The sequence below is a fragment of the Neorhizobium tunisiense genome, from assembly GCF_039631515.1.
Classification (GTDB): domain Bacteria; phylum Pseudomonadota; class Alphaproteobacteria; order Rhizobiales; family Rhizobiaceae; genus Neorhizobium.
This window is the reverse complement of sequence record NZ_JBDIUU010000002.1, coordinates 337,192-364,010: the sequence shown is the minus strand read 5'-3', so window position 1 is coordinate 364,010 and position 26,819 is coordinate 337,192. Positions and strand designations below refer to the sequence as shown.

The 26,819-nt window shown below is 62.5% G+C and carries 25 protein-coding genes; 10 read left to right on the top strand and 15 right to left on the bottom strand.

Annotated features, from left to right (window positions below; translation table 11 throughout):
* Positions 1-2: 2 nt before the first annotated feature.
* The 5 genes from ABCW43_RS10815 to ABCW43_RS10795 all read left to right on the top strand — a co-directional run bounded on the left by ABCW43_RS10815 (position 3) and on the right by ABCW43_RS10795 (position 6,592).
* Positions 3-1,631, top strand: coding sequence for an alpha-D-glucose phosphate-specific phosphoglucomutase (locus tag ABCW43_RS10815; RefSeq protein ID WP_345925419.1), 1,629 nt, complete (start codon positions 3-5; stop codon positions 1,629-1,631).
* Between the two features lie 4 nt (positions 1,632-1,635).
* The gene (gene glgX, locus ABCW43_RS10810; protein ID WP_345924047.1) at positions 1,636-3,582 is read left to right on the top strand and encodes a glycogen debranching protein GlgX; all 1,947 of its coding nucleotides are present in this window, start codon (positions 1,636-1,638) and stop codon (positions 3,580-3,582) included.
* A 133-nt stretch (positions 3,583-3,715) separates the two neighbouring features.
* Positions 3,716-4,201 (top strand): MaoC family dehydratase, encoded by a 486-nt coding sequence (locus ABCW43_RS10805; protein ID WP_345924045.1) that lies wholly within the window; start codon positions 3,716-3,718, stop codon positions 4,199-4,201.
* Positions 4,202-4,206: 5 nt separating this feature from the next.
* Positions 4,207-5,265 carry a DUF2332 domain-containing protein gene (locus ABCW43_RS10800; protein ID WP_345924043.1) on the top strand — a complete coding sequence of 353 codons (1,059 nt, stop codon included), beginning with the start codon at positions 4,207-4,209 and terminating at the stop codon, positions 5,263-5,265.
* Between the two features lie 85 nt (positions 5,266-5,350).
* Complete coding sequence (locus ABCW43_RS10795) at positions 5,351-6,592, top strand: class I SAM-dependent methyltransferase (RefSeq protein ID WP_345924041.1); 1,242 nt, start codon at positions 5,351-5,353, stop codon at positions 6,590-6,592.
* 47 nt (positions 6,593-6,639) lie between these two features.
* On the opposite strand, the gene ABCW43_RS10790 is transcribed toward ABCW43_RS10795, so the two are convergent.
* From ABCW43_RS10790 to ABCW43_RS10770, 5 genes are read right to left on the bottom strand one after another with little or no spacing between them, the layout of a single operon-like run.
* Positions 6,640-6,948 (bottom strand): hypothetical protein, encoded by a 309-nt coding sequence (locus tag ABCW43_RS10790; protein ID WP_345924039.1) that lies wholly within the window; start codon positions 6,946-6,948, stop codon positions 6,640-6,642.
* Between the two features lie 48 nt (positions 6,949-6,996).
* The gene (locus ABCW43_RS10785; protein ID WP_345924037.1) at positions 6,997-7,575 is read right to left on the bottom strand and encodes a sarcosine oxidase subunit gamma; all 579 of its coding nucleotides are present in this window, start codon (positions 7,573-7,575) and stop codon (positions 6,997-6,999) included.
* Positions 7,568-10,543 (bottom strand): sarcosine oxidase subunit alpha, encoded by a 2,976-nt coding sequence (locus ABCW43_RS10780; protein ID WP_345924035.1) that lies wholly within the window; start codon positions 10,541-10,543, stop codon positions 7,568-7,570. Before ABCW43_RS10780 ends, ABCW43_RS10785 begins: the two co-directional genes overlap by 8 nt.
* Complete coding sequence (locus tag ABCW43_RS10775) at positions 10,540-10,881, bottom strand: sarcosine oxidase subunit delta (RefSeq protein WP_345924033.1); 342 nt, start codon at positions 10,879-10,881, stop codon at positions 10,540-10,542. The genes ABCW43_RS10780 and ABCW43_RS10775 overlap by 4 nt, the downstream gene beginning before the upstream one ends.
* Before the next feature lie 15 nt (positions 10,882-10,896).
* The gene (locus ABCW43_RS10770; protein WP_345924030.1) at positions 10,897-12,150 is read right to left on the bottom strand and encodes a sarcosine oxidase subunit beta family protein; all 1,254 of its coding nucleotides are present in this window, start codon (positions 12,148-12,150) and stop codon (positions 10,897-10,899) included.
* Positions 12,151-12,616: 466 nt separating this feature from the next.
* Here ABCW43_RS10770 and rpsU point away from each other — a divergent pair, with 466 nt between their 5' ends.
* A complete protein-coding gene (rpsU, locus tag ABCW43_RS10765) occupies positions 12,617-12,862 on the top strand; it encodes a 30S ribosomal protein S21 (protein ID WP_037077280.1) in 246 nt (81 codons plus the stop codon).
* Positions 12,863-12,982: 120 nt separating this feature from the next.
* Positions 12,983-13,870: a tetratricopeptide repeat protein gene (locus ABCW43_RS10760; RefSeq protein WP_345924028.1), complete on the top strand. Its 888-nt coding sequence runs from the start codon at positions 12,983-12,985 to the stop codon at positions 13,868-13,870.
* A gap of 38 nt (positions 13,871-13,908) precedes the next feature.
* Here the strand turns inward: ABCW43_RS10760 and ABCW43_RS10755 are convergent, their stop codons facing one another.
* The 10 genes from ABCW43_RS10755 to ABCW43_RS10710 all read right to left on the bottom strand — a co-directional run bounded on the left by ABCW43_RS10755 (position 13,909) and on the right by ABCW43_RS10710 (position 23,135).
* A complete protein-coding gene (locus ABCW43_RS10755) occupies positions 13,909-14,637 on the bottom strand; it encodes an esterase family protein (protein WP_345924026.1) in 729 nt (242 codons plus the stop codon).
* Complete coding sequence (locus ABCW43_RS10750) at positions 14,634-15,599, bottom strand: acetylxylan esterase (protein WP_345924024.1); 966 nt, start codon at positions 15,597-15,599, stop codon at positions 14,634-14,636. The genes ABCW43_RS10755 and ABCW43_RS10750 overlap by 4 nt, the downstream gene beginning before the upstream one ends.
* Positions 15,600-15,627: 28 nt before the next feature.
* A complete protein-coding gene (locus tag ABCW43_RS10745) occupies positions 15,628-15,921 on the bottom strand; it encodes a type II toxin-antitoxin system RelE/ParE family toxin (RefSeq protein WP_345924022.1) in 294 nt (97 codons plus the stop codon).
* Positions 15,914-16,180 carry a ribbon-helix-helix domain-containing protein gene (locus ABCW43_RS10740; protein WP_345924020.1) on the bottom strand — a complete coding sequence of 89 codons (267 nt, stop codon included), beginning with the start codon at positions 16,178-16,180 and terminating at the stop codon, positions 15,914-15,916. The genes ABCW43_RS10745 and ABCW43_RS10740 overlap by 8 nt, the downstream gene beginning before the upstream one ends.
* A 94-nt stretch (positions 16,181-16,274) precedes the next feature.
* Positions 16,275-17,675, bottom strand: coding sequence for an NAD(P)(+) transhydrogenase (Re/Si-specific) subunit beta (locus tag ABCW43_RS10735; RefSeq protein ID WP_345924018.1), 1,401 nt, complete (start codon positions 17,673-17,675; stop codon positions 16,275-16,277).
* Positions 17,676-17,688: 13 nt separating this feature from the next.
* Positions 17,689-18,087 carry a proton-translocating transhydrogenase family protein gene (locus tag ABCW43_RS10730; protein ID WP_345924016.1) on the bottom strand — a complete coding sequence of 133 codons (399 nt, stop codon included), beginning with the start codon at positions 18,085-18,087 and terminating at the stop codon, positions 17,689-17,691.
* Positions 18,087-19,385 carry a Re/Si-specific NAD(P)(+) transhydrogenase subunit alpha gene (locus ABCW43_RS10725; RefSeq protein WP_345924014.1) on the bottom strand — a complete coding sequence of 433 codons (1,299 nt, stop codon included), beginning with the start codon at positions 19,383-19,385 and terminating at the stop codon, positions 18,087-18,089. Before ABCW43_RS10725 ends, ABCW43_RS10730 begins: the two co-directional genes overlap by 1 nt.
* Positions 19,386-19,471: 86 nt before the next feature.
* Complete coding sequence (locus ABCW43_RS10720; RefSeq protein WP_345924012.1) at positions 19,472-19,696, bottom strand: aa3-type cytochrome c oxidase subunit IV; 225 nt, start codon at positions 19,694-19,696, stop codon at positions 19,472-19,474.
* A gap of 189 nt (positions 19,697-19,885) precedes the next feature.
* Entirely contained in the window at positions 19,886-20,644 is a 759-nt protein-coding gene (locus tag ABCW43_RS10715; protein WP_345924010.1) for an N-acyl amino acid synthase FeeM domain-containing protein, read from the bottom strand.
* Between the two features lie 169 nt (positions 20,645-20,813).
* Complete coding sequence (locus ABCW43_RS10710; protein WP_345924008.1) at positions 20,814-23,135, bottom strand: putative bifunctional diguanylate cyclase/phosphodiesterase; 2,322 nt, start codon at positions 23,133-23,135, stop codon at positions 20,814-20,816.
* A gap of 315 nt (positions 23,136-23,450) precedes the next feature.
* Here ABCW43_RS10710 and ABCW43_RS10705 point away from each other — a divergent pair, with 315 nt between their 5' ends.
* From ABCW43_RS10705 to ABCW43_RS10695, 3 genes are all read left to right on the top strand, one after another.
* Complete coding sequence (locus tag ABCW43_RS10705) at positions 23,451-23,990, top strand: TRAP transporter small permease subunit (protein ID WP_345924006.1); 540 nt, start codon at positions 23,451-23,453, stop codon at positions 23,988-23,990.
* A 25-nt stretch (positions 23,991-24,015) separates the two neighbouring features.
* Positions 24,016-25,518 (top strand): TRAP transporter large permease, encoded by a 1,503-nt coding sequence (locus tag ABCW43_RS10700; protein WP_345924004.1) that lies wholly within the window; start codon positions 24,016-24,018, stop codon positions 25,516-25,518.
* Between the two features lie 351 nt (positions 25,519-25,869).
* Positions 25,870-26,766: an FkbM family methyltransferase gene (locus ABCW43_RS10695; protein WP_345924002.1), complete on the top strand. Its 897-nt coding sequence runs from the start codon at positions 25,870-25,872 to the stop codon at positions 26,764-26,766.
* The last annotated feature ends 53 nt before the right edge of the window (positions 26,767-26,819 follow it).

The window sequence follows — 26,819 nt, the reverse complement described above, 5'->3', positions numbered from 1 at the left end:
CCATGATCAACACCGTTTCGACGACACCCTTTCAGGATCAGAAGCCCGGCACGTCCGGTCTGCGCAAGAAAGTCCCGGTCTTCGCGCAAGCGAACTATGCGGAAAACTTCATCCAGTCGATCTTCGACAGCCTCGAAGGCTTCGAGGGCCAGACGCTGGTGATCGGCGGCGACGGCCGCTACTACAACCGCGAAGTCATCCAGAAGGCGATCAAGATGGCCGCAGCCAGCGGCTTCGGCAAGGTCATGGTCGGCCAGGGCGGCATCCTCTCGACGCCAGCCGCCTCCAACATCATCCGCAAGTACAAGGCCTTCGGCGGCATCATCCTCTCGGCCAGCCACAATCCCGGCGGCCCGACCGAGGACTTCGGCATCAAGTACAATATCGGCAATGGCGGCCCGGCTCCGGAAAAGATCACCGACGCGATCTTCGCCCGCTCCAAGGTCATCGATACCTATAAGATCGCCGATGTCGCCGATCTCGATCTCGATGCGATCGGCACCTTCGACGTCGCCGGCATGACCGTCGAGGTGATCGACCCGGTCGCCGACTACGCCGAGCTGATGGAACAGCTGTTCGACTTCCCGTCGATCCGGGCGCTCATCGCCAGCGGCGTCAATGTCGTCATCGATTCGATGGGCGCCGTCACCGGCCCCTATGCGCGGCAGATCCTCGAAACCCGCCTCGGCGCGCCGGAAGGCTCGGTGCGCAACGCGGTGCCTCTGCCGGATTTCGGCGGTCACCACCCGGACCCCAACCTCGTCCACGCCAAGGAACTCTATGACGACGTGATGAGCCCCGGCGGCCCGCATTTCGGTGCCGCCTCCGACGGCGACGGCGACCGCAACATGATCGTCGGCAAGGGCATGTTCGTCACTCCCTCCGACAGTCTCGCGATCATCGCCGCCAACGCCACCGTCGCGCCCGGTTATGCCCGCGGCATCGCCGGCATCGCCCGCTCCATGCCGACCAGTGCTGCCGCCGACCGCGTCGCCGAAAAGCTCGGCATCGGCATGTACGAGACCCCGACCGGCTGGAAGTTCTTCGGCAACCTGCTCGACGCCGGCAAGGCGACCGTCTGCGGTGAAGAGAGCTTCGGCACCGGCTCGGACCACGTGCGCGAAAAGGACGGCCTCTGGGCGGTGCTCTTCTGGCTGAACATCATGGCCGCACGCAATGAAAGCGTCGCCGAGATCGTCAAGTCGCACTGGGCCGAATACGGCCGCAACTACTATTCGCGCCACGACTATGAAGAAGTCGATTCGGAGGCTGCCAACCTTTTGATCACCGCGCTCCGCGACAAACTCGCCTCGCTGCCCGGCCAGACTTTCGGAGCGCTGAAAGTCGCAACCGCCGACGACTTCGCCTATCACGACCCGATCGACGGCTCGGTCTCGAAAAACCAGGGCATCCGCATCCTCTTCGAGGGCGGCTCCCGCGTCGTCTTCCGCCTCTCCGGCACCGGCACCTCGGGCGCCACGATCCGCGTCTATGTCGAGCGCTACGAGCCCGATCCGTCGCGCCACGCGATCGACACCCAGGAAGCGCTCGCCGACCTCATCGCTGTCGCCGACCAGATCTCCGATCTCCGCAAGAGGACAGGCCGCGACAAGCCGACTGTGATTACCTGAGCCTATGGCAAAAACGGCGATCCAGGGCGGCGTGACCTTGACAGCAGACGGCGCGGATTTCGCCGTCTGGTCGCACCATGCCGAGCGGATCGAACTCTGCCTCTTCGACGCCGAGGGAAAGAAGGAAACCGCCCGCCACCGGTTGGTGCGCGGCCGCGACGACATTCATCGCATCTCTGTGCCGGCGATCGGGGCCGGAGCCCGTTACGGCTACCGCGCCTGGGGTGCCTACGATCCCGACAATGGCTCCTGGTTCGATTCGTCGAAACTGCTGGTCGATCCCTATGCCCGCGAACTCGATCGTCCCTTCCGGCACGATGCCCGGCTCGCGATGTTCGGCGTCGATACCGCCGATCTGGTGCCGAAGACGGTCCTTACCCGCGATCCGCTCGCCAAGATCGGCCGACCGATCCTGCCGCCCGGGGGCTTCGTCTACGAGGTCGCGGTCAAGCCCTTCACCATGCTGCACCCGGCGATCCCCGAGAAACAGCGCGGCACGGTCGCAGCGCTTGCCCATCCCTCGATCATCGCGCACCTCAAGAAGATCGGCGTCGATGCGATCGAACTGATGCCGATCACCGCCTGGATCGATGAACGCCACCTTCCTTCACTTGGCCTCACCAACGGCTGGGGTTACAATCCTATCGCCTTCATGGCTCTCGACCCACGCCTTTGCCCCGGCGGCATCAAGGAGCTGCGCGAGACGGTCGCGACACTGCACCAGGCCGGTATCGGCACCATCCTCGATCTCGTCTTCAACCACACAGGCGAAAGCGACCGGTTCGGCGCAACGCTGTCCATGCGCGGCCTCGACAACCGCTCCTACTATCGCCACGTGCCCGGCGAGCCCGGCCACCTCGTCAACGATACCGGCACCGGCAACACGGTCGCCTGCGATCACCCCTATGTCCGCCGGCTGATCATCGACACGCTCCGGCATTTCGTTGTCCATGCCGGCATTGACGGTTTCCGCTTCGACCTTGCCCCCGTCATCGGCCGCACCGCCGACGGTTTCGACGCCAAGGGCGAGACCCTGAAGGCGATGATATCGGACGAGGCGCTGAAGGACCGCATCCTGATCGCCGAACCCTGGGATATCGGCCCGGGTGGCTATCAGCTCGGCAACTTCCCGGAACCCTTCCTCGAGTGGAACGACCGCGCCCGCGACGACATGCGCCGCTACTGGCGCGGCGACCAGTGGACGACCGGCGCGCTCGCAACCAGGCTTTCCGGGTCGTCCGACGTCTTCGAAAAATCCGGCCGCAGCCGCACCGTCAACTTCCTCGCCGCCCATGACGGCTTCACCCTGATGGATCTCGTCTCCCACGAGCATAAGCACAACGAAGCGAACGGCGAACAGAACCGCGACGGCCACGGCGAGAATTTTTCCTGGAACAACGGCGTCGAAGGCGAAACCGACGATCCTGCGATCAATGAGAATCGCCGCCGCGATGTCGCGGCCCTCATCTCCACCCTGTTTGCCAGCCGCGGCACCGTCATGGTGACAATGGGCGACGAAGCCGGACGCAGCCAGCGAGGCAACAACAATGCCTATGCCCAAGACAATGCCATCACCTGGTTCGACTGGAGCAAGGTCGACAAGGCCCTGATCGACCACACCGCCATGCTCGCCGCGCTTCGAAAGCGCTTTGCGGTCTTTTCGGAAACGTCCTTGTTCACCGGCAACGGCGATGTCGAATGGCTGTCCGCCTCCGGAAAGCGCATGGAGGTCGGCGACTGGGAAAATCCCGGCAATCCGGTGCTCGGCATGGTGCTGAAAACGCTCGACCGACAGACCGACAGGGACACCCGCATCGCCATCCTCTTCAACCGCGGCCAGGAGCCGGCGAGCTTCGCGCTGCCCGGCTGGGGATGGAAACATTTCGCCTCCCGCGAGCTGTGGAATCAGGTGCTTCCCGCCCGCTCGGTGCGTTTCTGCATCGAAGAATGATGCGCCGCAAAAATCACTCGCCAACCGAGGCAAACCCTGTAAAGTCCGCCAGCCATCAGAGCAGTTCCGGGAAAATATCAGGCGGTTTCATCCGGGATTGCGCCAGTTTTCTGGAAGAAATCAGTGAGGTCGCATGCGTGAAATTTCGCTAACCGAGGTCGAGGGTCTGGTTGGCACGGAAGTCGGCGTATCGGATTGGATCACGGTGGACCAGCCGATGATCGACCTCTTCGCGGATGCCACCCACGATCACCAGTTCATCCATGTCAATCCGGAACGCGCGGCTGCGGAGAGCCCCTTCGGCGGCACCATCGCCCACGGGTTCCTGACGCTGTCGCTGCTGTCCGCCATGAACTTCGACTGCGTGCCGAAGATCCGCGAACAGACCATGGGCATCAATTACGGTTTCGACCGCATCCGCTTCATGTCGCCGGTCAAAAGCGGCAGCCGCATCCGCGGCCATTTCACGCTGGCCGAGATACGCTTCCGCGGCGCCGGCATGCTGATGACCACCTACGACGTCTCGGTCGAGATCGAGAACGAAAAGAAGCAGGCGCTGACGGCCATCTGGACCACCATCGTCCAGTTCGACCCGAAGGACCGGCCGGAAGGAGTGTGAGCGCGATGGCATCCGAAGACGAAATAAAGCAGGCGTTCAGTGAGCAGATCGTTGCTGGTCGAATCCTCGGATCGCCTTTTACCGCACGCCTCGGCAAGTTGATGCTCGAACATCTCGACCGTTCGACCGAAGTGGGCAGGCGGATCTTGAGCTGGCAAGGCGATCCCGGCACAAGGGGCGACCTGGTGCCCACCCGCCTCGCCGGCGCCCTGCATGCGCTGATCATCGACGGCAAGGACGACCGCCTGAAGGCAGCCTATCCGCCGAACGACGTGAGCGACGACGCGCTCTGGACGGCGATCACTGGGGCTTTCGAAACACATGAAGCCTTCATTCTCGAACGGCTGAATTTCGCCCCGCAGACCAACGAGGTGCGTCGGTCGAGCGGCCTGCTCGCGGGCTTCCTCACCATCGCCGACCTGTTCCGCAGACCGCTGGTCCTGTCGGAATTCGGCGCCAGCATGGGCCTCAATCTCAATTGGGACTGCTATCGCCACGACCTTGGCGGCTTCGCCTGGGGCGATCCGTCGTCTCCGGTCCGGCTGAAACCCGATTGGCAAGGCCCCTTCCCACCTGATGTCGAGATCACCGTTGCCGACCGCGCCGGCTGCGACCTCAACCCGCTCGACCCCAGCTCGCCCGAAGACTGCCTGCGGCTCCTGTCCTACATCTGGGCGGACCAGACGGACCGGGTGGAACGCACCCGGGCGGCGCTGCAGATCGCCAGAGAGCACCCGGCTCTCGTCGAGAAAGGCGACGCGCTCGCCTGGCTGCGCGACAAGCGGCTGAAGATGCTGGCGCCCGGCACGGTCCATGTCGTCTACCATTCGATCGCCTGGCAATACCTGCCGCCGGAAGCCCGCGCCGCGGGCGAGGCGATCATAGCCGAGGCCGGCGGCCGCGCCACCGAAGATGCACCGCTTGCCCGCCTGCAGATGGAAATGGACGACGATCCGGACAGCGCGACGCTCGGCCTGCAGGTCTGGCCGACCGGCGAGACCCGCGAACTCGGCCGCATCGATCCCCACGGCCGCTGGGTGAAGTGGAAGGGCTGGGAAGCCTAGAACCCGCGCGCGAACTGTTGATCGCCATTCCCGAAACTTGATGTTAGCCTGTCCCTCGGGTGCTCATGGTTCCGGGGGGATGCTGATGTTTCCACTGTCGCATATGATGAAGTCCTTCATTCGCCGCGGCCGATTAACGGTCATCGATGCGGAGGGCAACCGCCATGTGTTTGCCGGAACGCCCGGCCCGGCGGTCACCATGCGGCTCACCGACAAGCGGCTCTATCGGACGCTGGTGTTCAACCCGGAACTGGCGGCCGGCGAAGCTTATATGGATGGCACGATGCGTTTCGAGGACGGCTCGACGTTGCGCGATTTCCTGACGCTGTTTTCGATCAACCGGCTGTCGCTCGGGTCCTACCCGCTCCAGAAGGTTCTGCGCAGCATCAAGATGCGCTTCCGCAAGCGCCAGCAGTCCAACCGCAAGGGCCAGGCGCAGCAGAACGTCGCGCATCACTACGATCTCGGCAACGACTTCTACAAACTCTTCCTCGACGACAACATGCTCTATTCCTGCGCCTATTTCCGCGAGCCGACCGAGACGCTGGAACAGGCTCAGCGTAACAAGCTGCGGCTGCTGGCAGCCAAGCTCGGCCTCAAGCCGGGCATGAAGGTACTCGATATCGGCTGCGGCTGGGGCGACCTCGCACTCTATCTCGCCAGGCTCGAAGACGTCGAAGTCCTCGGTGTCACCTTGTCGAAGGAACAGCAGGCGCTCGCCTCCTCTCGGGCGCAGGCGGCCGGGCTCGACAACCGCGTCCGCTTCGAGCTCAAGGATTATCGTGACGTGACGGAAACATTCGACCGCATCGTTTCGGTCGGCATGTTCGAACATGTCGGCGTGCATCACTACGACGAGTTCTTTGCCAAGCTGAACAGCCTGATGCCGGACGACGGCCTCGTGGTATTGCATTCGATCGGCCATATGAGCCCGCCCGGCATGGCGAGCCCCTGGCTGCGCAAGTACATTTTCCCGGGCGCCTACTCGCCGGCCCTGTCGGAGGTCTTCGAGGTGGTCGAGCGCAACAGCCTGTGGGTAACCGATCTCGAATTTCTGCGCGTGCATTATGCCACCACGCTTGCCCAATGGTCGGAACGGTTCGAAAAGAACCGTGATGCGGTCATTGCTCTTTACGACGAGCGTTTCGCCCGCATGTGGGAATTCTACCTGATCAGCGCCGAGATGATGTTCCGCACCGGCAGCCAGTTGGTCTTCCATATGCAGCTGTCGCGCTCGCGCGATGCGGCACCGATCGTGCGCGACTACATCACCGATCAGCAGCGCGCCTATATCGAGCGGGAAGCAGGCTTAAACCTTTCGCTGTGAGAGGTTCGGACGACCGTCGGTCCAGCCCGGCGAGTGATCCCCGCGGCCTAAGCCCCCATCTCCATCAGCACGAAACCGATGAGCGGCAGCAGCGCCGCGCCGATCGCGACGTGGGCGGTGCGGGTCGGCGTCAGGCCGACGGCCGCGCCGGAAATGCCGGCCCCGATCAATCCGGCTATCGGGATCGAAAGGCTCCGGTCGATCCCCGGCGCGAAGAAGGCAATAGCGCCCGCGACCGACGCGCAGGCGCCGACCAGCGCACCTTTCCAGATCTCGATTCCGGCAAGCTTTGCGGCAATCGCCCCGCCGATCACCGCCGCAACGACGGCAATTGCCATCAGTGTGAATTGTCCCATGACATCCTCCCCATTCTCATGAGGAGAGTGAGGTTCTGTCAGAGCAAGTCAAGTGAGGCTATTGTCGTAGACGGCCGCGTCCTGTGCGCCTTCCGCCAGCAGGCCGAAGGCGTAGTCGGAGAACGACCGCCAGACCTCCATCCGGAAGGAAGCGTCGCCGGTTCGCAGAAGCACGATTTCCACCTTGCCGAAAACGGTCCGCGAGCAGGCACCGACCGGAAAGGCCTTCAGCGACAGGTCCTGCGGGCAGCCGGCGTTGATCGCCGCTGCAGCCCCCGGCCCCGACACCAGGATCGCGGTATTGCGGTGGGAGACGTCGGTCGCCGAATGCAGCGCGCCGGAATTCTTCGCGGCCTGCATCAGCCCGCCGTACCCTTCCGCGATCACCAGCCATTCGTCCGGCCCGAGCCACAGCGCCGAGCGGCCGTTGGCGGAAGCCGACGTTTTCGGCCTGACCGGCAGATCGACGCCGAGCGCGCTGGAAAGGGCTGCGACATCCTCGGCCCTGGCGCGCAGCGAAATGCGCTCGGCGGGCGGTGCGGCTTCGAGACGGACGGTCGACGAACCGCCGTGGAAACCGGAAAGAGGCGAAGTGCGGTTTGCCAGATTAGCTCCAGAATCAGCCATGGATGCGGCCTCCATCCTTGTCGAAGAATACCATGTCGGTCACTTCCACTTCGATCGTCCTGTCTTTCAGCGGCACATGCAGCGTCTCGCCGATCCGCGCCCTTCCGCCGGCAACCAGTGCCAGAGCGATCGACCGGCCGCAATTCTCCGACCAGTAGGCGGAGGTCACATGGCCGAGCATGGTCATCGGCTTGGCCTGGTTCGGATCGGCGACGATCTGGCCGCCCTCTTCCAGCACCACGGCCGGGTCCCTGGTCAGCAGCCCGACGAGCTGCTTGCGGTTTTCGCGCACCAGGTCCGGGCGCTTCAGCCCGCGAATGCCGACGAAATCCGGCTTCTTGGAGGACACCGCCCAGCCGAGGCCCGCATCGTGCGGCGTCACCGTGCCGTCCGTATCCTGGCCGACGATGATATAGCCCTTTTCGGCGCGCAGCACGTGCATGGTTTCGGTGCCGTAGAGGCAGGCACCCATCGGCTCCGCCCGTTCCCAGATCGCCTTCCACACCGCCGGGCCGTAGTCGGCCGGCACGTTGATTTCGTAGCCGAGCTCCCCGGTAAACGACACCCGGAAGAGCCGCGCCGGCACGCCCATCACGCTGCATTCCGCCACGCTCATATGCGGGAATGCCTCGTTGGAAATATCGACGCCCTCGACGAGGGGCTGGATGATCTCCCGCGCCTTCGGCCCCTGCACGGCGATGACCGCCCACTGCTCGGTGGTCGAGGTGAGCCAGACCTTGAGATGCGGGAATTCCGTCTGCAGATAGTCTTCCATGTGGTGCAGCACGCGCGGCGCGCCGCCGGTCGTGGTCGTCACATGGAAACGGTCCTCGGCAAGCCGGCCGACGACGCCGTCGTCATAAACGAAACCGTCCTCGCGGGTCATGATCCCGTAGCGGCTCTTGCCGGGCTTCAGGCTGTCCCAGGCATTGGTATAGATGAGGTTCAGGAACTGCGCCGCATCGGGGCCGACCACCTCGATCTTGCCGAGCGTCGAACCGTTGAACACGCCCGCCACCTCGCGCACCGTCCGGCACTCGCGGTTGACGGCCGCCAGCATGTCCTCGCCGCGCTTGGGGTAATACCAGGCGCGTTTCCAGTTGCCGACATCCTCGAACTCGGCGCCTTCTGCTGCTTCCAGCGCATGCATCGGGGTCTTGCGAGCCGGGTCGAACAATTCGCCGCGCGAATGGCCGACCAGCGTGCCGTAGGTGACCGGCGTATAAGGCGCGCGGAACGTGGTCAGCCCCACCTTCGGGATCGGCCGGTCGAGCATTTCGGCGGCGATCGCCAGACCGTGCATGTTGGAAAGCTTGCCCTGGTCGGAGGCCATGCCGTTGGTGGTGAAGCGCTTGATATGCTCGATCGAGTGCATGCCCTCGCGCACAGCCAGGCGGATGTCCTTGGCGGTCACGTCATGTTGGAAATCGACGAAGGCTTTGACGGTCGTATCCGGCCCCGCCCCTTCGGCTGCACCGATCATGCCGCCCGTCCATTCGAACCGGTTCTCGCCGGACAGCGTCACCGAACCGCCACCAGCTGCAGCCGCCTCGTCGATCAGTTCCGACAAGTCGTCCGTGCCATTGCAGCCGCCGACCGAAACACAATCCTGCGCATAGATATCCGGCAGGAAACGCTGGTTGACGTCGTCGAACCGCAGTTTTCCGCGCGACTGCGAAAACAGATGCACCGAAGGCGTCCAGCCGGCCGAAACGATCAGCGCATCGACAGCAATCTTGCGGGCATCGCCGCCACCATTGCGCGCCACGGTCATCGAGGAGACCCGCAGTCGGCCGCCGGTATCGGTCACCGAATGGCCGCTCAGCACGGAGATGCCGAGCGCGCGGGCTTCCGCCAGCAGCGCCTCGCTGGGATCGGCACGGCAATCGACGATCGCCGCGATCGAAACGCCCGCCCGCTTCAGGTCGAAGGCGGCCTCATAAGCCGAATCATGCGCCGTATAGACACCGACCTGTCTTCCGACCGCGACACCGTGATGGTTGAGGAAGGTGCGTGCCGCAGACGCCAGCATGATGCCCGGGCGGTCGTTGTTGGCAAACACCATGTGCCGCTCGATGGAGCCGGTCGCCAGCACCACCTTTTTCGCCCGCACCTGCCACAGCCGCTCGCGGGGCAGGTCCTTGCCGGGCTTGGCGACATGGTCGGTCACCCGCTCCACGAGGCCGAGGAAACCGTGATTGTAATAACCGAACACCGTCGTGCGGGTCAGCACCGTGACGTTCGGCATGGCCTTCAGCTTTGCAGCGGTCGCCTGCGCCCAGTCGTAACCGTTCTGTCCGTCGATCGTGGTCGCCGTATCGTAATGCAGGGCGCCGCCGACTTCCGGCTGTTCGTCGACGAGGAAAACGCTTGCCCCCGTCGCGGCCGCCGAAAGCGCCGCCGTCAGGCCAGCTACGCCGGCACCAGCAACCAGCACATCGCAATGGGCGTAGCGGTTGGCATAGTGATCCGGATCTTCTTCCGTCGGCGCAACGCCGAGGCCGGCCGCACGGCGGATGAAGGGTTCGTAGATCTTCACCCAGGCCTCGCGCGGCCACATGAAGGTCTTGTAGTAAAACCCGGCCGCAAAGAACGGCGAGAACAGATTGTTGACCGCTCCGACATCGAACTTCAGCGACGGCCAACGGTTCTGCGAGGCGATCTTGGCACCGTCGAAGACCTCCTGCACGGTGGCCCGCACGTTCGGCTGGCGCCGCGCCGCATCGCGCGACACGTCGATCAGCGCATTCGGCTCTTCCGGCCCCGCCGAGAGAATGCCGCGCGGCCGATGATATTTGAACGAGCGACCAAGCAGATGCACGCCATGCGCCAGCAGCGCCGAGGCGACGGTATCGCCTTCCAGCGCCGTGTAACTCTTGCCGTCGAAGGTGAAGCGCGCCGTGCGGGCGGGCGTCAACCGGCCCGCACCCTTGATGCGGAAGGTGCCGGAATTGGAGGAGGCGCTCATCGTGCGTCTCCTTCGGTCGCTTCATAGGTCTCGACGGTCTTTTCGGAGGCTCCGGTTTCCGGGAGCGGCTGCTTCGGCATTCCCGCCTTGTAGGTTGTCAAGAACCTGTCGCTCACCGTGTCGCGCGCCGCGTTGAAGAACCGGCCGCAGCCGTGGATATGCCGCCAGCGTTCATAGGTGAGGCCTTTTTCGTTGTTGCGCAGGAAGAAATATTCCGCGAATTCCTCGTCGGAAATCGCCGCGATATTCTCCGGCCGCGCAATATGCGCCTCGCCGGCCCAGCGGAATTCCAGTTCCGAGCGGTCTTCCTCGCAATAGGGGCAATGGATCAGCAGCATCTTGATGTCCCTGTATTAATGCGCGACGGCGGCGGCGGCCGCCTCGTCGATCAGCCGTCCCGTCCGGAACCGGTCGAGCGTCAGTCCCGCCGCCAGCCGGTGCGGCTCGCCCTTGGCGATCAGATGCGCGAAAAGATTGGCCGATCCCGGTGTCGCCTTGAAGCCGCCGGTTCCCCAGCCGCAATTGACGAACAAGCCCGGCACCGGTGTCACACCCTGGATCGGCGAGCGGTCCGGCGTGTTGTCGGTAATGCCGCCCCACTGGCGCATCATCTTGACCCGCCGGAAGATCGGGAAAAGCTCGCAGATGGCGTCGAGCGTATGGGTGATGATCTGCAGCCCGCCGGTCTGGGAATAGGAATTGTACTGGTCTGTGCCGGCACCGATGACGAGCTCGCCCTTGTCCGACTGCGAGATATAGGCATGCACCGTGTTCGACATCACGACGCAGGGGAAGATCGGCTTCAGCGGCTCGGAGACCAGCGCCTGCAGCGGCGTGCTGTGAAGCGGCACGCGCACGCCCGCCATCTCCATAACGACGGACGAATGCCCGGCGGCCGAAACGCCGATTTTCTTCGCCCCGATGAAGCCCTTGCTTGTCTCGACGCCCAGGACCTCGCCGTTCGGCCCACGCCGGATACCAGTCACTTCGCAGTTCTGGATGATGTGAACCCCGCGATCCGAAGCGGCACGCGCATAACCCCAGGCGACCGCATCGTGGCGGGCAGTGCCGCCGCGCCGCTGCAGCGCCGCCCCGTTGATCGGGTAACGCGCCGTCTTGGCAATATCGAGCGGCGGCACATAGGCCTTGGCCTGTTCCGGCGTCAGCCATTCGTTGTCGATGCCGTAGAGCCGGTTGGCGTTGATATGCCGCTTGAAGCTCTGTATGTCGTGGGTGTTGTGCGACAGCATCATCACGCCGCGCGGCGAGTACATGACATTGTAGTTGAGATCCTGGCTCAACCCCTCCCAGAGCTTCAGCGAATGCTCATAGATGTCCATGCTCTCTTCATAGAGATAGTTGGAACGGATGATCGTCGTGTTGCGGCCGGTATTGCCACCGCCGAGCCAGCCCTTTTCGATCACCGCGACATTGGTGATGCCGTGCTCCTTGGCCAGGTAATAGGCGGCGCCCAGGCCATGCCCGCCGGCTCCGACGATGATCACGTCGTATGCGCTGCGCGGCTCCGGAGAGGCCCACTGCGCTTCCCAGCCCTTGTGGGCACGCATTGCCTCGCGGGCCACGGCGAAAACCGAATATCTGCGCATCTCGCCTCGAACTCCTCGGATCGTCAGCCCTAATCGCAGGGCCGGCATTTGGGTAGTGCCATACCCATCGCAAATCAATATGCGTCGCAATGGCTCTATTGCGACGCATTCGCCTTCCCCATCGACACGGGCCAGATCGTCCGCCAGTTAGACGATACCCGACCGAAGTACCGGACGCTGCGGCGCCCGGCCGAGGTCCATGCAAAACCGGCCCTGCTTACCATCGGATCGGTTGCTTCCGGATCGGCCGGCATTCCGATCATGGACCCGCGGCAGGCTTTCACACCTGCATCTCCCGCAAAAGGCGGCCGAATTGGCGCAATCAACCTTAATGCGTCTGGACTTCGCACATCTCTTCTGCTATCTGCCGTCATCAATCGCACGGCTCCAGGCCGAGCGGACGTTATTCTTTCGCCTCGAATCGTACCGATCCAGGCGAGCAACAAACCAAAGGAACGGGATTCACGTGCAGGTACTAGTCCGCGACAACAACGTCGACCAGGCGCTCCGCGCTCTCAAGAAGAAGATGCAGCGCGAAGGCATTTTCCGTGAAATGAAGATGCGCGATTATTACGAGAAGCCGTCGCAGAAGCGCGCCCGTGAAAAGGCAGAGGCTGTTCGTCGCGTTCGCAAGCTGGCCCGCAAGCGCATGCAGCGCGAAGGCCTGATTGCAGCTCCGGCTCGTACGGTTCCAGCACGTCCGGCTCGTTGATCGGCCGTTTTTTGGACGTTTTCATGTGCTTTCAGGGCGGTGGCGACATGGGCGCCGCCGCTCTTTTGATTTGGTCCGAGACTTCCAATGCCTTTGCCCCGACATGAGGAAATGCGCCTGATGGCCGCCAAAAATCCCGTTCTCTTTCGTGGAACCGAAATTTCCGGCCTCTTGAACGATGTTTCTCCCGTCCGCCGCAAAACAGCATTGCCCGCCGCGCTGATTGCCCTTCTGGCGCTCGCCGGCTGCTCGACCACCACCTCGACCGACATGATCACCGTCGATCGTGCCCAGGGGTCGCAAGAAAACATCGCCTCGCTCTCGTCCGTCATCAGTTCTAGCCCGCAGGATCCGGAGGGCTACAATGTCCGTGGTACGGCCTATGGACGCGCCGGCGAGTTTTCGAAGGCGCTGGAGGACTTCAACCGCGCCATCCAGCTCAATCCGCAGTTCTACCAGGCCTATGCCAACCGCGCACTAGTCTACCGCAACATGGGCAAGCCCGTCGAAGCGGCCAACGACTACAACCGCTCGCTCCAGATCAACCCGAACTACGACGTCGCCTATATCGGCCGCGGCAATATCTATCGCCAGGCCGGTCGTACCAACGAAGCCTTCAACGACTTCAACAAGGCGATCCAGCTGGAAACCACCGATGGCCGGGCCTGGCACAACCGCGGCCTGATCTACCAGCTGCGCGGCCAGCACGCCCAGGCGATCGACGATTTCTCGAAAGCCATCTCCCTGTCGGCGAATTCGCCCGAGCCCTATAACGGCCGCGGCATTTCCTATGTCGCCTTGAACGACGACGACAACGCGTTTGCGGACTTCAACCGCGCGATCGAGCTCAACGACAAGCTCGCCGAATCCTGGGCGAACCAGGCGCTGGTCTATGAGCGCCGCGGCGACAAGGCGCGTGCCTACAAATCCTATTCGCACGCCATGCGCCTCGACCCGAACTACAAGCCGGCCCAGGACGGCGCGGCCCGCACCCGCGCCAGCAGCTGATATCCCCGCCTGTCGGCCGAGCTGATTTCCGTCTGGCGTCAGATATAAAGCGCCGCCATCTTGCGCCAGGCGCCTGCCCGGTGGGCGCGGCCGTTCCAGACATGCATGTGATGCCCAACCCCCTTCTCGGAAAGAACCTGGCTGAGATGCTGGTTGTTGTCGAGGAACGGGTCGGCATCGCCAATCGTCAACACGATCTCTACCTGCCGCAATCTTTCGAGCTGCCAGCCGCTGCCGATGCCGGGCAGGAAATGCGACGGGGTGTGGAAATAAACGGTATCGTCGTAATAACCGTCCAGCAGGTCGCCGAATGCCTCGACCTTCAGCGTCAGGTCGTAACGGCCTGAAAACGCGACGAGCTTGCGGAACAGGTGCGGATGGCGAAAGGCGATGCTGGCCGCCTGGAAGGCGCCGAGGCTGCAGCCCTGCACGATCGTGCAGTCATGCCCGTTCCGGTCGGCCATCAGCGGCAGGACCTCGTTGAGGATATAATCCTCGAACGCCGCGTGACGGCGGATCCGCATCGAGGGATGCTGCCGGCCATCGTAGAAGGTCTCGGTCCCCAGGCCATCGACGCAATAGAGCTGCAACTGCCCGGCCCGGACCTTGTCGGCCAGGCTTCCAACGATGCCAAGCTCTTCATATTCCCAGAAACGCCCGTCCCGGGTCGGAAACATCAGGACCTTGGCCCCGGCATGGCCGAACACCAGGAGTTCCATGTCTCGATGGAGCCGCTGGCTGTACCAGCGCAGATATTCGCGGTTCATGACACCTTGAAGAACTGTCCGACCCTGTCGCGAAGGGCCGCCTCTTGCGACGCACTGTCAGGATAATCGAAATGTCCGGCATCCAGGATGAAGTTTTCGTTAAATTTTGATTTCGGAATTGCGTTGGCGACGGCGAACTGGCAGGGCGGCGCAACCGCCGGATCGAACAGCGCGACGCTCATCAGCATCGGCACGGTGATGCGGCTCGCAGCCACCGCCGAATCATGCAGGCGCAGCGTCTTCAGCGCATTGCCATATTTCGCCTGGTAGGCCTGCACGGAGGCGGCGCTGCCGATGCTTTTGAGCTTCAGCCGCAGCTCCTGGTGCCCGAAAGTCGGCAGCCACAGATGCCCACGGTCGATGCGGCTGTCGTGGGCAATGGCGAGCCCGCCGATGCCGCCGCCGAAGCTGATGCCGCTATAACCGATATGGCCGGACAGCCAGGGATAAAGGGCGACCAGCATGCTGACCGCAATCCACAGGTCATCGACGCAGCCGCCGATGATGTAGCGGTCCGGCTTGTCGATATCGTGCAGCACGTGCCAGTGGGAATCGGGCGAGATCGGCGGGCGGATGCTGCGCGACATGCCGCGGAAGCAGGGAAAAAGGACGGCGGTCTCCTCGACCGGGATATCGAGATCCGGCGCGTCGCGCCCGCCATATCCATGGCCGACGACGAGGCCCCGCCTGATTTCACCTTTTCTCGGCAACAGCAGCCAGCCGCCGATCGGAAACCGGCCGGTCGACATGTAGGCGATGTCGAAGACATGCCATTTCGGATGGTCGAGCCCGCCCTTGCGCAGGCCCGGCTCCGGATCGACGGTCATCGCCCGCCGATAACGATCCTTCCAGAACGTATCGAAACCCTCCGGTGCCCGTGGCGGCACCACGGCCTGAAGCTCCTTCAGCCCCATGCCATAGGTGGGGTCGAAATCGTAAGGGTGCTTGGTGGGGATGGTCATGAGGATTTTCGCAGAATTCGAATGATTGCTAAAATTTGATCAATCGAAGCAGGCTGCGGACGTGAACCACAGCAAGGATCAAAATACCAAGATCAGTAACTTCATAGAGAATCGTATGACGCGAATGGGTGTGGCGACGCACGGTCTCGCCAAAGTCAGGCGCGGACCTCCCCATGCGTGGATTCTCTGCCAAGAGTTCAAAGCAATGCGCGAGGTCGTCAACGTAGCGCCGCGCCTGCAACGCTCCAAATGTCTCGATCCCATAGCCGATGATATCGACGATTTCTGCTTCAGCCCGGGGTGAAAGCCGATATTCAGGCACGTCTGGCCTTTTTTGCTTCGACGAGACGCTCTGCCTCGGCAAACAACTCGTCCATCGTTTTTGTCCCGATGCCGCTCGCCTTGGAGACTTTCACCAGGTGGCGCACTTCTTCAAGGGAAAGCTCTTCGCCCTGTCGAACGCGCTCTTGCGTGACCAGTTCATTCATATACTCGCCGGCATCCGCAAACCCGCCGCTGCGAACCTGATCTTCGATCCAGTCTTTCGTCGAATCTGGAAGGGATATCGTTATGATTGCCATCTTGGCCTCCTGCTCCCTTCTAATCTCGCACAATCCGCTTTCACAAAAAAGCCCGGCACTGCCGGGCTTTCCAATCACAATATTCCGTTCACACTCAATGCTTCATCGCCTTGACGATGTCCTCGGTCATCTTCTTGGCATCGCCGAGCAGCATCATCGTGCCGTCCTTGTAGAACAGCGTGTTGTCGATGCCGGCGTAACCCGAGCCGAGCGAGCGCTTGACGAACAGGCATGTCTTAGCCTTGTCGACGTCGAGGATCGGCATGCCGTAGATCGGCGAAGTCTTGTCGTCGCGCGCCGCCGGGTTGGTGACGTCGTTGGCGCCAATGACATAAGCCACGTCCGCCTGCGCGAACTCGGCATTGATGTCTTCGAGTTCGAAAACCTCGTCATAGGGGACGTTGGCTTCGGCGAGCAGCACGTTCATATGGCCCGGCATGCGGCCTGCGACCGGATGGATCGCGTATTTCACCTCGACGCCGTGGCTTTTCAGCGTATCGGCAAGTTCTCGGAGAGCATGCTGCGCCTGGGCGACGGCCATGCCGTAACCGGGCACGATGATCACCTTTTCGGCGTTCTGCATCAAGAAGGCCGCGTCGTCGGCGGAACCCTGCTTGACTGTCCGTTGGATACCGTCGTCAGCCCCGGCAGCCGCCGTCTCGCCGCCGAAGCCGCCCAGGATGACCGAGATGAAAGAGCGGTTCATCCCCTTGCACATGATGTAGGAGAGGATCGCACCCGAGGAACCGACCAGCGCGCCGGTGATGATCAGCGCCAGGTTGCCGAGCGTGAAGCCGATGCCGGCGGCCGCCCAACCCGAATAGGAGTTCAGCATCGACACGACGACCGGCATGTCGGCGCCGCCGATCGGCACGATAAGGAGCACGCCGAGCGCCAGCGCCAGCGCGACGACCAGCCAGAAGTCGAAATGGCTTTCTGTCTGCACCAGGCCAAAGACGAAGACGACGACCAGCACCAGCAGACCGATATTGATGGCGTGCCGGTAGGGCAGCATGATCGGCTTGCCGGACATCCGCCCGTCGAGCTTGAGGAAGGCGATGACCGAACCGGTAAAGGTGATCGCGCCGATCGCAGCACCAAGCGCCAGTTCGATCAGCGCCTGGCCGTGGATATGGCCGATTGCGCCGATGCCGAAGGAATCGGGCGCATAAAGCGCTGCCGCCGCCACCATCACCGCGGCGAAACCGACCAGCGAATGGAAGCCGGCGACGAGCTGCGGCATCGCCGTCATCGGAATGGTACGGGCGATATAGGCCCCCGCCCCGCCGCCGAGGCTGAGCGCCAGCACGATCAGGATGAAGCCGCCGAATGTGGGGGTGGCGAGCAGCAGGGTGGTGACGATGGCGATACCCATGCCGACCATGCCGTAGACATTGCCCTTGCGGCTGGTCGTCGGGTGGGAAAGGCCCCGGAGCGCCATGATGAACAGCACGCCGGAGACGAGATAGAGGAAAGCTGCGAGGCTCTGCGACATGTGATCCGAACCCTCAGCGATCTTTTTTCTTGTACATGGCAAGCATCCGGCTGGTCACCAGGAAGCCGCCAAAAATGTTCACCGAGACGAGCACCAGCGCGACAAAACCGAAGCCGGTCGCAAAGCCGCTCGCCGATACGCCGACCGCAAGCAGCGCGCCGACGACGATGACCGAGGAAATCGCGTTGGTGACCGCCATCAGCGGCGTATGCAGCGCCGGCGTCACCGACCAGACGACGTAATAGCCGACGAAGATCGACAGCACGAAGATCGCCAGCCGGAACACGAAGGGATCGATCGCTCCGCCGGTTGCCGCACTGGCGGCTTCCGGTGCCTGGGCGGCGGCGCTCATCACGGCGGTCACGGCCTGGTCGAGCTGTTCCAGCGCTCTGTCCATGGATTCACTGGCCATCAAAGCTTCTCCTCGGCTGTGGCGTCCACGCCCTCTTCGGCGGCAACGGCGGCAGGCTTTTTGCGGGCACGCGCCGGTTTGGGGGCAGCCGGCTCCTCTGCCGGTGTCACGACCGGGCCAGCCGTTGCGACTGGCGCAGCACCCGGCATCTCGCCGGCAGGCATTGCCGCAGCGGCCGCAAAACTCGGATGCACAACGGATCCCCCATGGGTCAGCATGGTCGCCTTGACGAGTTCGTCCTCGGGATTGACGGCGAACTCCTTCGTGCCCTTGTCGACCATGGTCTCGATAAAGGCGAACAGGTTGCGGGCATAAAGCGCCGAAGCCGAAGCCGCGATGCGGCCGGCGACATTGGCGTAACCGATCACGGTGACACCCTCGACATCCGCGACCTTGCCCTTTTCGGAGCCTTCGATATTGCCGCCGCGCTCGACCGCGAGATCCACCGCTACGGAACCCGGCTTCATCGACGCCAGCATGGCGCGCGTCACCAGCCTCGGGGCCGGCCGGCCGGGAATGAGGGCCGTGGTGATGACAATGTCCTGCTTGGCGATATGGTCAGTGACGAGGGCCGCCTGCTTGGCCTGATATTCGGCCGACATCGGCTTGGCATAGCCCGCAGCCGTTTCGGCCGCCTTGAATTCCTCGTCCTCGACCGCGATGAACTTGGCGCCGAGCGAGGCGACCTGCTCCTTGGCGGCGGGGCGAACGTCGGTCGCCGACACCACGGCGCCGAGACGGCGAGCCGTGGCGATTGCCTGCAAGCCGGCAACACCCGCGCCCATGACGAACACTTTTGCTGCGGGCACGGTACCGGCGGCAGTCATCATCATCGGCATGGCGCGGCCATATTCATGGGATGCGTCGATGACGGCGCGATATCCGGCAAGGTTCGCCTGCGAGGACAGCACGTCCATCGACTGGGCTCGCGTGATGCGCGGCATCAGTTCCATGGCAAAGGTGGTAAGTCCAGCCTTGGCCATTTCCGCAAGGGCCGCCTCGTTGCCATAGGGGTCCATCACTGCGAACACCACGGCGCCCGGCCTGTAGGACGCCATCTCCGCCGCCGTCGGCCGGTTGACCCTCAGGATGATATCCGCTGAACCGGCCTCCCCGGCACCAGCAATGCGGGCGCCGGTGGCTTCGAAATCCGCATCGCGAACACCGGAGGCGAGGCCTGCGCCGCTCTCGATCACGACCGGGAGCCCCAGCCCTGTCAGCCGCTTGACGCTCTCGGGCGACGCGGCGACGCGCGGTTCGTCGGAACCTTCACGGCATACAAATACGATCTTCGGCAAAGACTGTCTCCTCCCAGTCGATATCGCAAGGCGGGCGAAATATTTCGCCCTGCCTCAAGGCCGGTCGCCCGATGGGCTGGACCGGATCAACGCAGCAGGAAAACGCCGGCGATGTTGAGAATGATGAAGACGAGAAGGCTGCCGATGAAGCCTGCTCCGCCGAAGAAACCGGCGGCCATGGCGATCATCAGGATGACGATGACCATCGTGCCCCATTTCGCACCGGCGATGAAGGCGTTGTAGGTCCTGTCGTGTTCCGCATAATCCATCGAAGCACCCGTTTCCACCGGCCCGCTATGGTGATTGTCCATCAGTCCCGTCTCCTTATCAGCCGCACGCTGCCCGCTCGATCGAAGCGTCGGCGCCTGCGGGAAAACCCTTGGCGACACCCGGAATCATGCCTCGTTCGGCACGATGGAGGTCACTTCAGGCCTTACACAAAGCCATGGGAAAGCGCAATGCCGCCACAATGGCTTCCGGTACGCCCGGGCAATGGCCGTTCAGGTCAGATAGGACATCTCGGGGGAATTCGGCCGGCCGGCGATGCGGGCCGTGGGCAGGATGGTGAGCGGGGCGGTGTCGAAATTCGAGGAGCGCGCAAACAGCAGGCGGCGCTCATAGGCCTCCGACTGGAACGCCGGGAAGCGTTTCATCATCTTCGAGCGCAATTCGCGCGTCTGCGAGGCGAGCAGCATCAGATCGAAATCGTATGTCGGGATGCGCCGCGGCGGCACCAGCGGCTGGGCGTAGAAGAACCGGCGATAAAATGCCGCATGCGCCGGGCGGATCGGCTGCAGCACCCTGTCCGCATCGAAGTAGATCGCCGCGACCGGCGTCAGCCGCACCGTGAGGTAAGGCATGGCCGAAAGTTCGCTGGCATATTCGGGGGCTATCGCGAAACGCGCGGAATCGATCAGCGTCATCCCGGCGTCCAGAAGGCCATTCACGGCTTCGGGAAAAATGCTGATCGACTGGCAGACCCGGTGTTCCGGCGTAACATGGTGGAGCCGGATCGTGCTGACCAGTTCCTCGTCGTAATAGACACCGAAGACATGCGCATTCTTGTCGAAGTCGATCTCGTCGATGAGCTTGGTCGCAGCGACCGGCAGCACGTTGTGGGTCTTGTAGGCCTTGTATCGCAGCCGGGCGATATCTTCGAAATCCTCATTGCTCTCGATCCGCCGGTATTCGACATGGTCGAGAGTGGCGAGAAGCTTGGCTGAAAAGTTTCCGTCAGAAAATGTTTGGCCTAAGGGCATTGGGATTTGTTCCATGAGCTTTAACCATGGATTAACCCTAAAAGACCCATAGCCCGCAATGAATTGAACCCCAATTGAATAAAATTCTAAATGTTATGGTTAACAAACGGTTAACGACCGCTGCCCGGCGTCCCAAAACCGTTAACACTGTTCTAATTTCAGGCGGGATTTAGCGCGCTGCGGCCCGCAGAGGCGAGGCCTGTGCACTTTTGGCACCACGCCGAATGGCCGAAAGCTTGGCCGCGGGAGCGGCCTCGGCCGCCAGCTCGATGATCTTTTCGGAAGCGACCGGCATGGAAAACACGTAACCCTGGACAAGGTCGGAGAACCGGTGTCGGTTGACCAGCGCGAGCTGCTCCTTCGTTTCCACGCCTTCGACGACGATCTTGAGCCCGAGTTCGCGCGACAGGTGCACGATGCCGCGCAGGAGCTTCAGCTTACGCTGGTCCTCGGCGATATTGCGGATGAACGCCCGGTCGATCTTGACCACGTCGAGCGGCAGGGAGTCGAGATAGCTGAGGCTCGAGAAGCCGGTGCCGAAATCGTCGATCGCAATCGTCACCCCGGTCACACGGAACTGGTTGAGAATGGCGCTGACCGCCACCGGCTCGTCCATGAAGCAGCTTTCGGTGACTTCGAGATGCAGCCGCGACGGATCGAGCGAATAGCGCTTCAGCACGTCCGCCACATAACCGACGATGTCGTCGTTGCGCAGGTCCTGGATCGAAAGGTTGACGGAAACGGCCATCGGCGCCGGCCAGGTCGCGCAGTCGCGGCAGGCCTGGTCGAGTACCAGATGGGTGATATGCGAGACGAGCCCCATATCCTCGGCCATGGGAATGAAGACGTTGGGTCCGACCATGCCACGCTCCGGATGACGCCAGCGCACCAGCGCCTCGCTGCATTCGATGCCGGAGCCATCAGGGCGATACATCGGCTGATAGACGACATGCAGACCCCGGTTCTCGATCGCCTGGCGAAGGTCGACGCGGAGCTTCTGCTCGTCGATATACTGGGCGTCCATTTCCGAAAGGAACACAGTCAGCGTGCCGTTGCCGGTGGATTTCGCATGGTTGAGGGCAAGATCCGCCTTGATCTGCCAGTTTTCCATGTCGAAATCCTGCGACGGCAGGATGACGCAGCCGCTGTTCATCGAAACGGGAAGGCGAAGCCCGTCGACGTAATAGTCGCCCTGGATCTCGGCATGGATGCGCCGAACCTGACGCTCCAGCTCGCAACTGTCGTCGCCGCCGGTCAGCAATACGACGAATTCGTCGCCGACCAGACGGCCCGCCAGCAGGCCGTCGCTCTTCAGCGCCGAAAGCCGTGCCGAAATTGCCGCGAGCAGCCGGTCGCCGACCACATGGCCGCGCAGGTCGTTGACGTGCTTGAACCCGTCGACATCGAACATGGCGAGCGCCGCGAGCGCCTCGCCGCGGCGCTTCAGCTTCCTGGTAGCAAGCTCCGCGAAGTGGCCGCGGTTCGGCAGGCCGGTCAAGGCGTCGAACCGCACCATGTGCAACACCTTTTCCTCGGCAGCGAGACGGGCGGTGACGTCTTCGAAGATCAGCACGACACCGCCATCGGTGCGCGGGCTGACCGAGAATTCGAGATGGCGGTCGTCCTTGAACCTGAAGAGCGCGCGTTCGAGCGAACCGTCGGAGAGCTTGGAAAGTTGCCGCAGGATGGCCTCGGGCGCGTTCTCTGCGTCCTCACAGAGAACGGCGGCGAAATCGCGGTCCTTGAGGTCGCTCTTCTTGTCGAGGCCGAGCAGATCGCGGGCGCGGCGGTTGATCACCTGGATCTTGCCTTGGCCGTCGAGCATGACAAGGCCATGGGAAATCGTCTTCAAGGCGATATCGAAGCGGTCGGCGATGATCGCCATCTTCCGCGAGGCGATGACGTTTTCATAGAGGAATTCGCGCACGCCGTTGGCCATCGACCTTGTGGTAAGGCCGAACGGGATGAGCAGCAGCGACATCAGCGCCAGGTGCAGATCCTCGGTGAACAGGCAGGCGATCAGGATCGGACCGCAGCAGCCGAGCGTCTGGAGATCGACGGCGATGCGTGAGCCGTAGTTGCGGCCGACGATCGACATCATCGAGCCGAGCGTCATGGCGATGCAGGTGAAGCCCACGAACGGGTTTTCCAGCACGAGCAGGGCGTAGCCGCTGGCGACACCGAGCAGAAAGGCGGCGAGGAACGCACCGATCACGTATTGCTGCTCCCAGGCGGCGATGCCGTCATAGGTGAGCGAGCCCTTGTCCACCTTGTCGAACCGCTGGAACCAGTACATGCGATAGGCAAAGACCGCCGCGAAGCCGCAGGCGAACAGGAGATAGAATTGCGCACCGCTGTAATGGAAAACGAGCAGGCACCACAGGACGTGAACGACCACGCCGGTCCATAATGTGCCGCGATTTCCAAATAGCGAGGTGACGAACGACAGATACACATCCGTCGAGAGCGTCTTCGCTTCTGTCTCTTTCATCGGGTTCATCCCTTGTCTTCCGTTCGACACTGCGGGAAACCCTTTAAAAATTGCTTGTCCGCGAGCCGCGTTCCCCCCTTTCATTGGGGGGTTCTTGGGAGTTTGCTGAATAAATTGACAACAGGATAGCTAAAATTTCGATCACGCAACCTCCGGCAGAGACGCAACCCCTTCAAGGCTTGCGCAACTCCCTTCGACGCCTGCTTTTTGTAGACGAAAACCCAGGCTTTTAGGACTTTCCTTTTATTAGACCTTGGTTTACATCGCCATGCCAGGGCGGGCGGGATAAGAGAGACCCGTTGAATTGGGGAAACCATGGCTGCATTGTTGAAGATCAGCGGTCTCATCGACCGCCTCAGCGAAATTATTGGCAAATTTTCCGGCTATCTCGTTCTCGCCTGCACGCTCATCAGCGCCGGCAATGCGCTCATCCGCTACCTCTTCAACTATAGCTCCAACGGCTGGCTTGAAATCCAGTGGTATCTCTTCGGCTTCATCGTGCTTCTGGGCGCGTCCCACACCCTGAGGCTGAATGAGCATGTGCGCGTCGATCTCATCTACGGTGCCGTTTCCGATCGCGCCCGCCTGTGGATCGATACGATCGGCCTGATCGTCTTCCTCATTCCGGCCTGCATCTATCTCGCATGGCTTGCCTGGCCGTTCTTCGCGCTCTCCTACGCGCAGGGCGAAGTGTCCTCGAACGCCGGCGGCCTTATCCGCTGGCCGGTGAAACTCATCATCGTTGCGGGTTTTGCCCTCCTCGCGCTGCAGGGGTTCTCCGAACTGGTGAAGCGCATCGCCGGTCTTTTGGGCGTCCTCCAGGTCGATACGACCTACGAAAAGCCGCTGCAATAACACCATTTTCGGGGGATAACCGCTCATGTTCCAATACGGTATAATGCCGCCGGCAATGTTCCTCGGCATGATCATCTTCATGCTTTACGGCTTCCCGGTCGCCTTCTCGCTCTCGGCCGTCGGCCTCTTCTTCGGTCTTCTCGGCATCGCCACCGGCCATTTCGAATTCGCCTTCATGCAGGCGCTGCCGTTCCGCATCTTCGGCATCGTCTCCAACGACCTGTTGCTTGCCATTCCCTTCTTCACCTTCATGGGAGCGATCCTCGAGCGCTGCGGCCTGGCCGAGGACCTGCTCGAAGGAACCGGCAAGCTGTTCGGTGCCGTTCCCGGCGGCCTCGCCTATGCGGTTATCGTCGTTGGCGCCATCCTCGGCGCGATCACCGGCACGGTCGCGGCGTCAGTCATCACCATGGGCGTGATCTCGCTGCCGATCATGCTGAAATATGGCTACAACCCCCGGCTTGCGACCGGCGTCATCGCCGCCTCGGGCACGATCACCCAGGTCATCCCGCCCTCGCTCGTGCTGATCGTGCTGGCCGACCAGCTCGGCCGTTCCGTCGGCGACATGTATCTCGGCGCGATCGGGCCTTCGATCCTGCAGGTGACGATCTTCATGCTGTTCATCCTCGGCCTGTCGATCTTCCGGCCGAAGGACGTTCCGCCGCTGCCGCTGGAAGCGCGGGGCGAGATGAACATGGCCCTGGTCATGAAGGTCCTCTGGGGCATGGTCCCGTCGATCGTGCTGATCTTCCTGGTGCTCGGCACCATTTTCATGGGCCTCGCGACCCCGACGGAAGCAGGCGCCCTCGGTGTCGTCGGCGCCATGGTGATCGCCGCCATGCATCGCCGCCTCACCTGGGATCTGCTGCGTCAGGGCATGCATTCGACGATGACGATCACCTCCATGGTCGTCTTCATCCTGGTCGGCGCGACCTGCTTCAGCCTGGTCTTCCAGGGCATGGACGGAGGCCTGTGGATCGAGCATCTCCTGTCGCACGTTCCCGGCGGCGCCCTCGGCTTCCTGATCTTCGTCAACATCTTCATCTTCTTCCTCGCCTTCTTCCTCGATTTCTTCGAGATCGCCTTCATCGTCATCCCGATGCTGGCGCCGGTCGCAAGCGCTCTCGGCATCGACCTGATCTGGTTCGGCGTTCTGCTCTGCATCAACATGCAGACCAGCTTCATGCACCCGCCCTTCGGCTTTGCGCTCTTTTACCTGCGCTCGATCGCGCCGAAATCGGTGAAGACGAAGGATATCTATCTCGGCGCCATTCCGTGGCTCTGCATGCAGCTGGTCCTCGTCGCCATCGTGATCTTCTGGCCCGAATCCGTCACCTACTGGCTGGACAAGGCACCGGACGTCGACCTCAACACGATCAAGATCGAGATCCCCGGCTTCGGCAACGGCGGCGGCAACCAGATGCCGAATTTCGGCCTGCCGCCGATGGACGGCGCCCCGGCCCAGCCGGGACAGCAGGGCCTGCCCGGCATGCCGAATTTCGGCGAGCCACCGAAGGTCAACCCGTAAGGGCGGCGGCGCCCGTCCAGCTGGATCTCCGGATCCGAGGACAGAGTTGGCGCTCTGTCCTCCTTCGCGGCTCCTGCCGGGCAATCGGAGCCCGGCGAAGCCCGGCCCGCGCCCCTGCGTCAAACTCGTCTTTTGGCCGTTCCTCTACCGAAATAGCCGTATGCCGATCGAAGTCCGGCACCAAATCCCGCCCCAGCTAACACTTAGGGAGCAATACTAACTGGCCTGTCGAGCGTATAAACCTTGGCGCAGACGGCATGACGCCGAAGTCGGTCGTCCCAATCGGTTTAGCTGAAGCGCCCAGGCCCCGACATGCAGATAAGCCACGTATTGCCAAATGCGATGTACGTTGTGCGAAAGTCCATCGGCCGCACCATAGTCGAGCCGTTGCGGCGCAGGCAGTTTGCACGAGAGAGCGACGTCTTCATCCACCGCACCAACCGGGGGTACATCTTCAAACTGGATCCCGCACAAAGCATCGACGAAGCCATCTTCGTCGATGGCTGGTTCGAAGGACGGTTTCTGGAGTTCCTGCAAGGCCGCTTCGAGCCTGGCGCCGTCGCGCTCGATGTCGGGGCGAATATCGGCAACCACGCCATTCACCTCAGTCGGGACTTCGCCGAGATCCATTGCTTCGAGCCGAATCCCGAAGTCTTCAGGCGGCTGACCGATAACGTTCGCTCGAACCGGCTCGATAACATCCGGCTGCATCAGGCAGCCCTCGGCGATTGCGACGACACGCTGATGTTCCGCGAAAATCTCGAAGGCAACCTGGGCGCCAGCGGCTTTGTGGAGGATGACCGGCCATCGGGGCATAGCCGTATCCTGCGCCTGCCGGTTTTCGACGCCGACAAGCTCGTCCAGCGGCTAGGAATAACCAGGGTCGATTTCATCAAGATCGATGTCGAAGGGTTCGAGCTGCGGGTCCTGAAAGGACTGCGCGAAACCATCGCCTTCAACCGGCCTATCGTGTCCTTCGAGTTTCATGGCCATCTCGCAGGGCCGGACGACTTCGGCAAGCTCACCGCCTGCCTGCCGGATTATCGGTTCTACGATCTGGAATATGCGCCTGAATCGGCTTCAACCCTGCAAAAGCTGAAATGGAATTTCCTCCATGGCAGCGCACCGGTTCTCAAACGGTTCGATCGCCCCGAGCCGCGGACCTATGAAAACATACTGGCCTTTCCCTCCCCGGAAGTCTTCAGCCGCTTCACGAACCGCCCTTCGACCTCCCCCTCCTCGGCTTGATGCGTCCCGGCGGCATCAGCACATACAAAAACCCCGGACCTTTCGATCCGGGG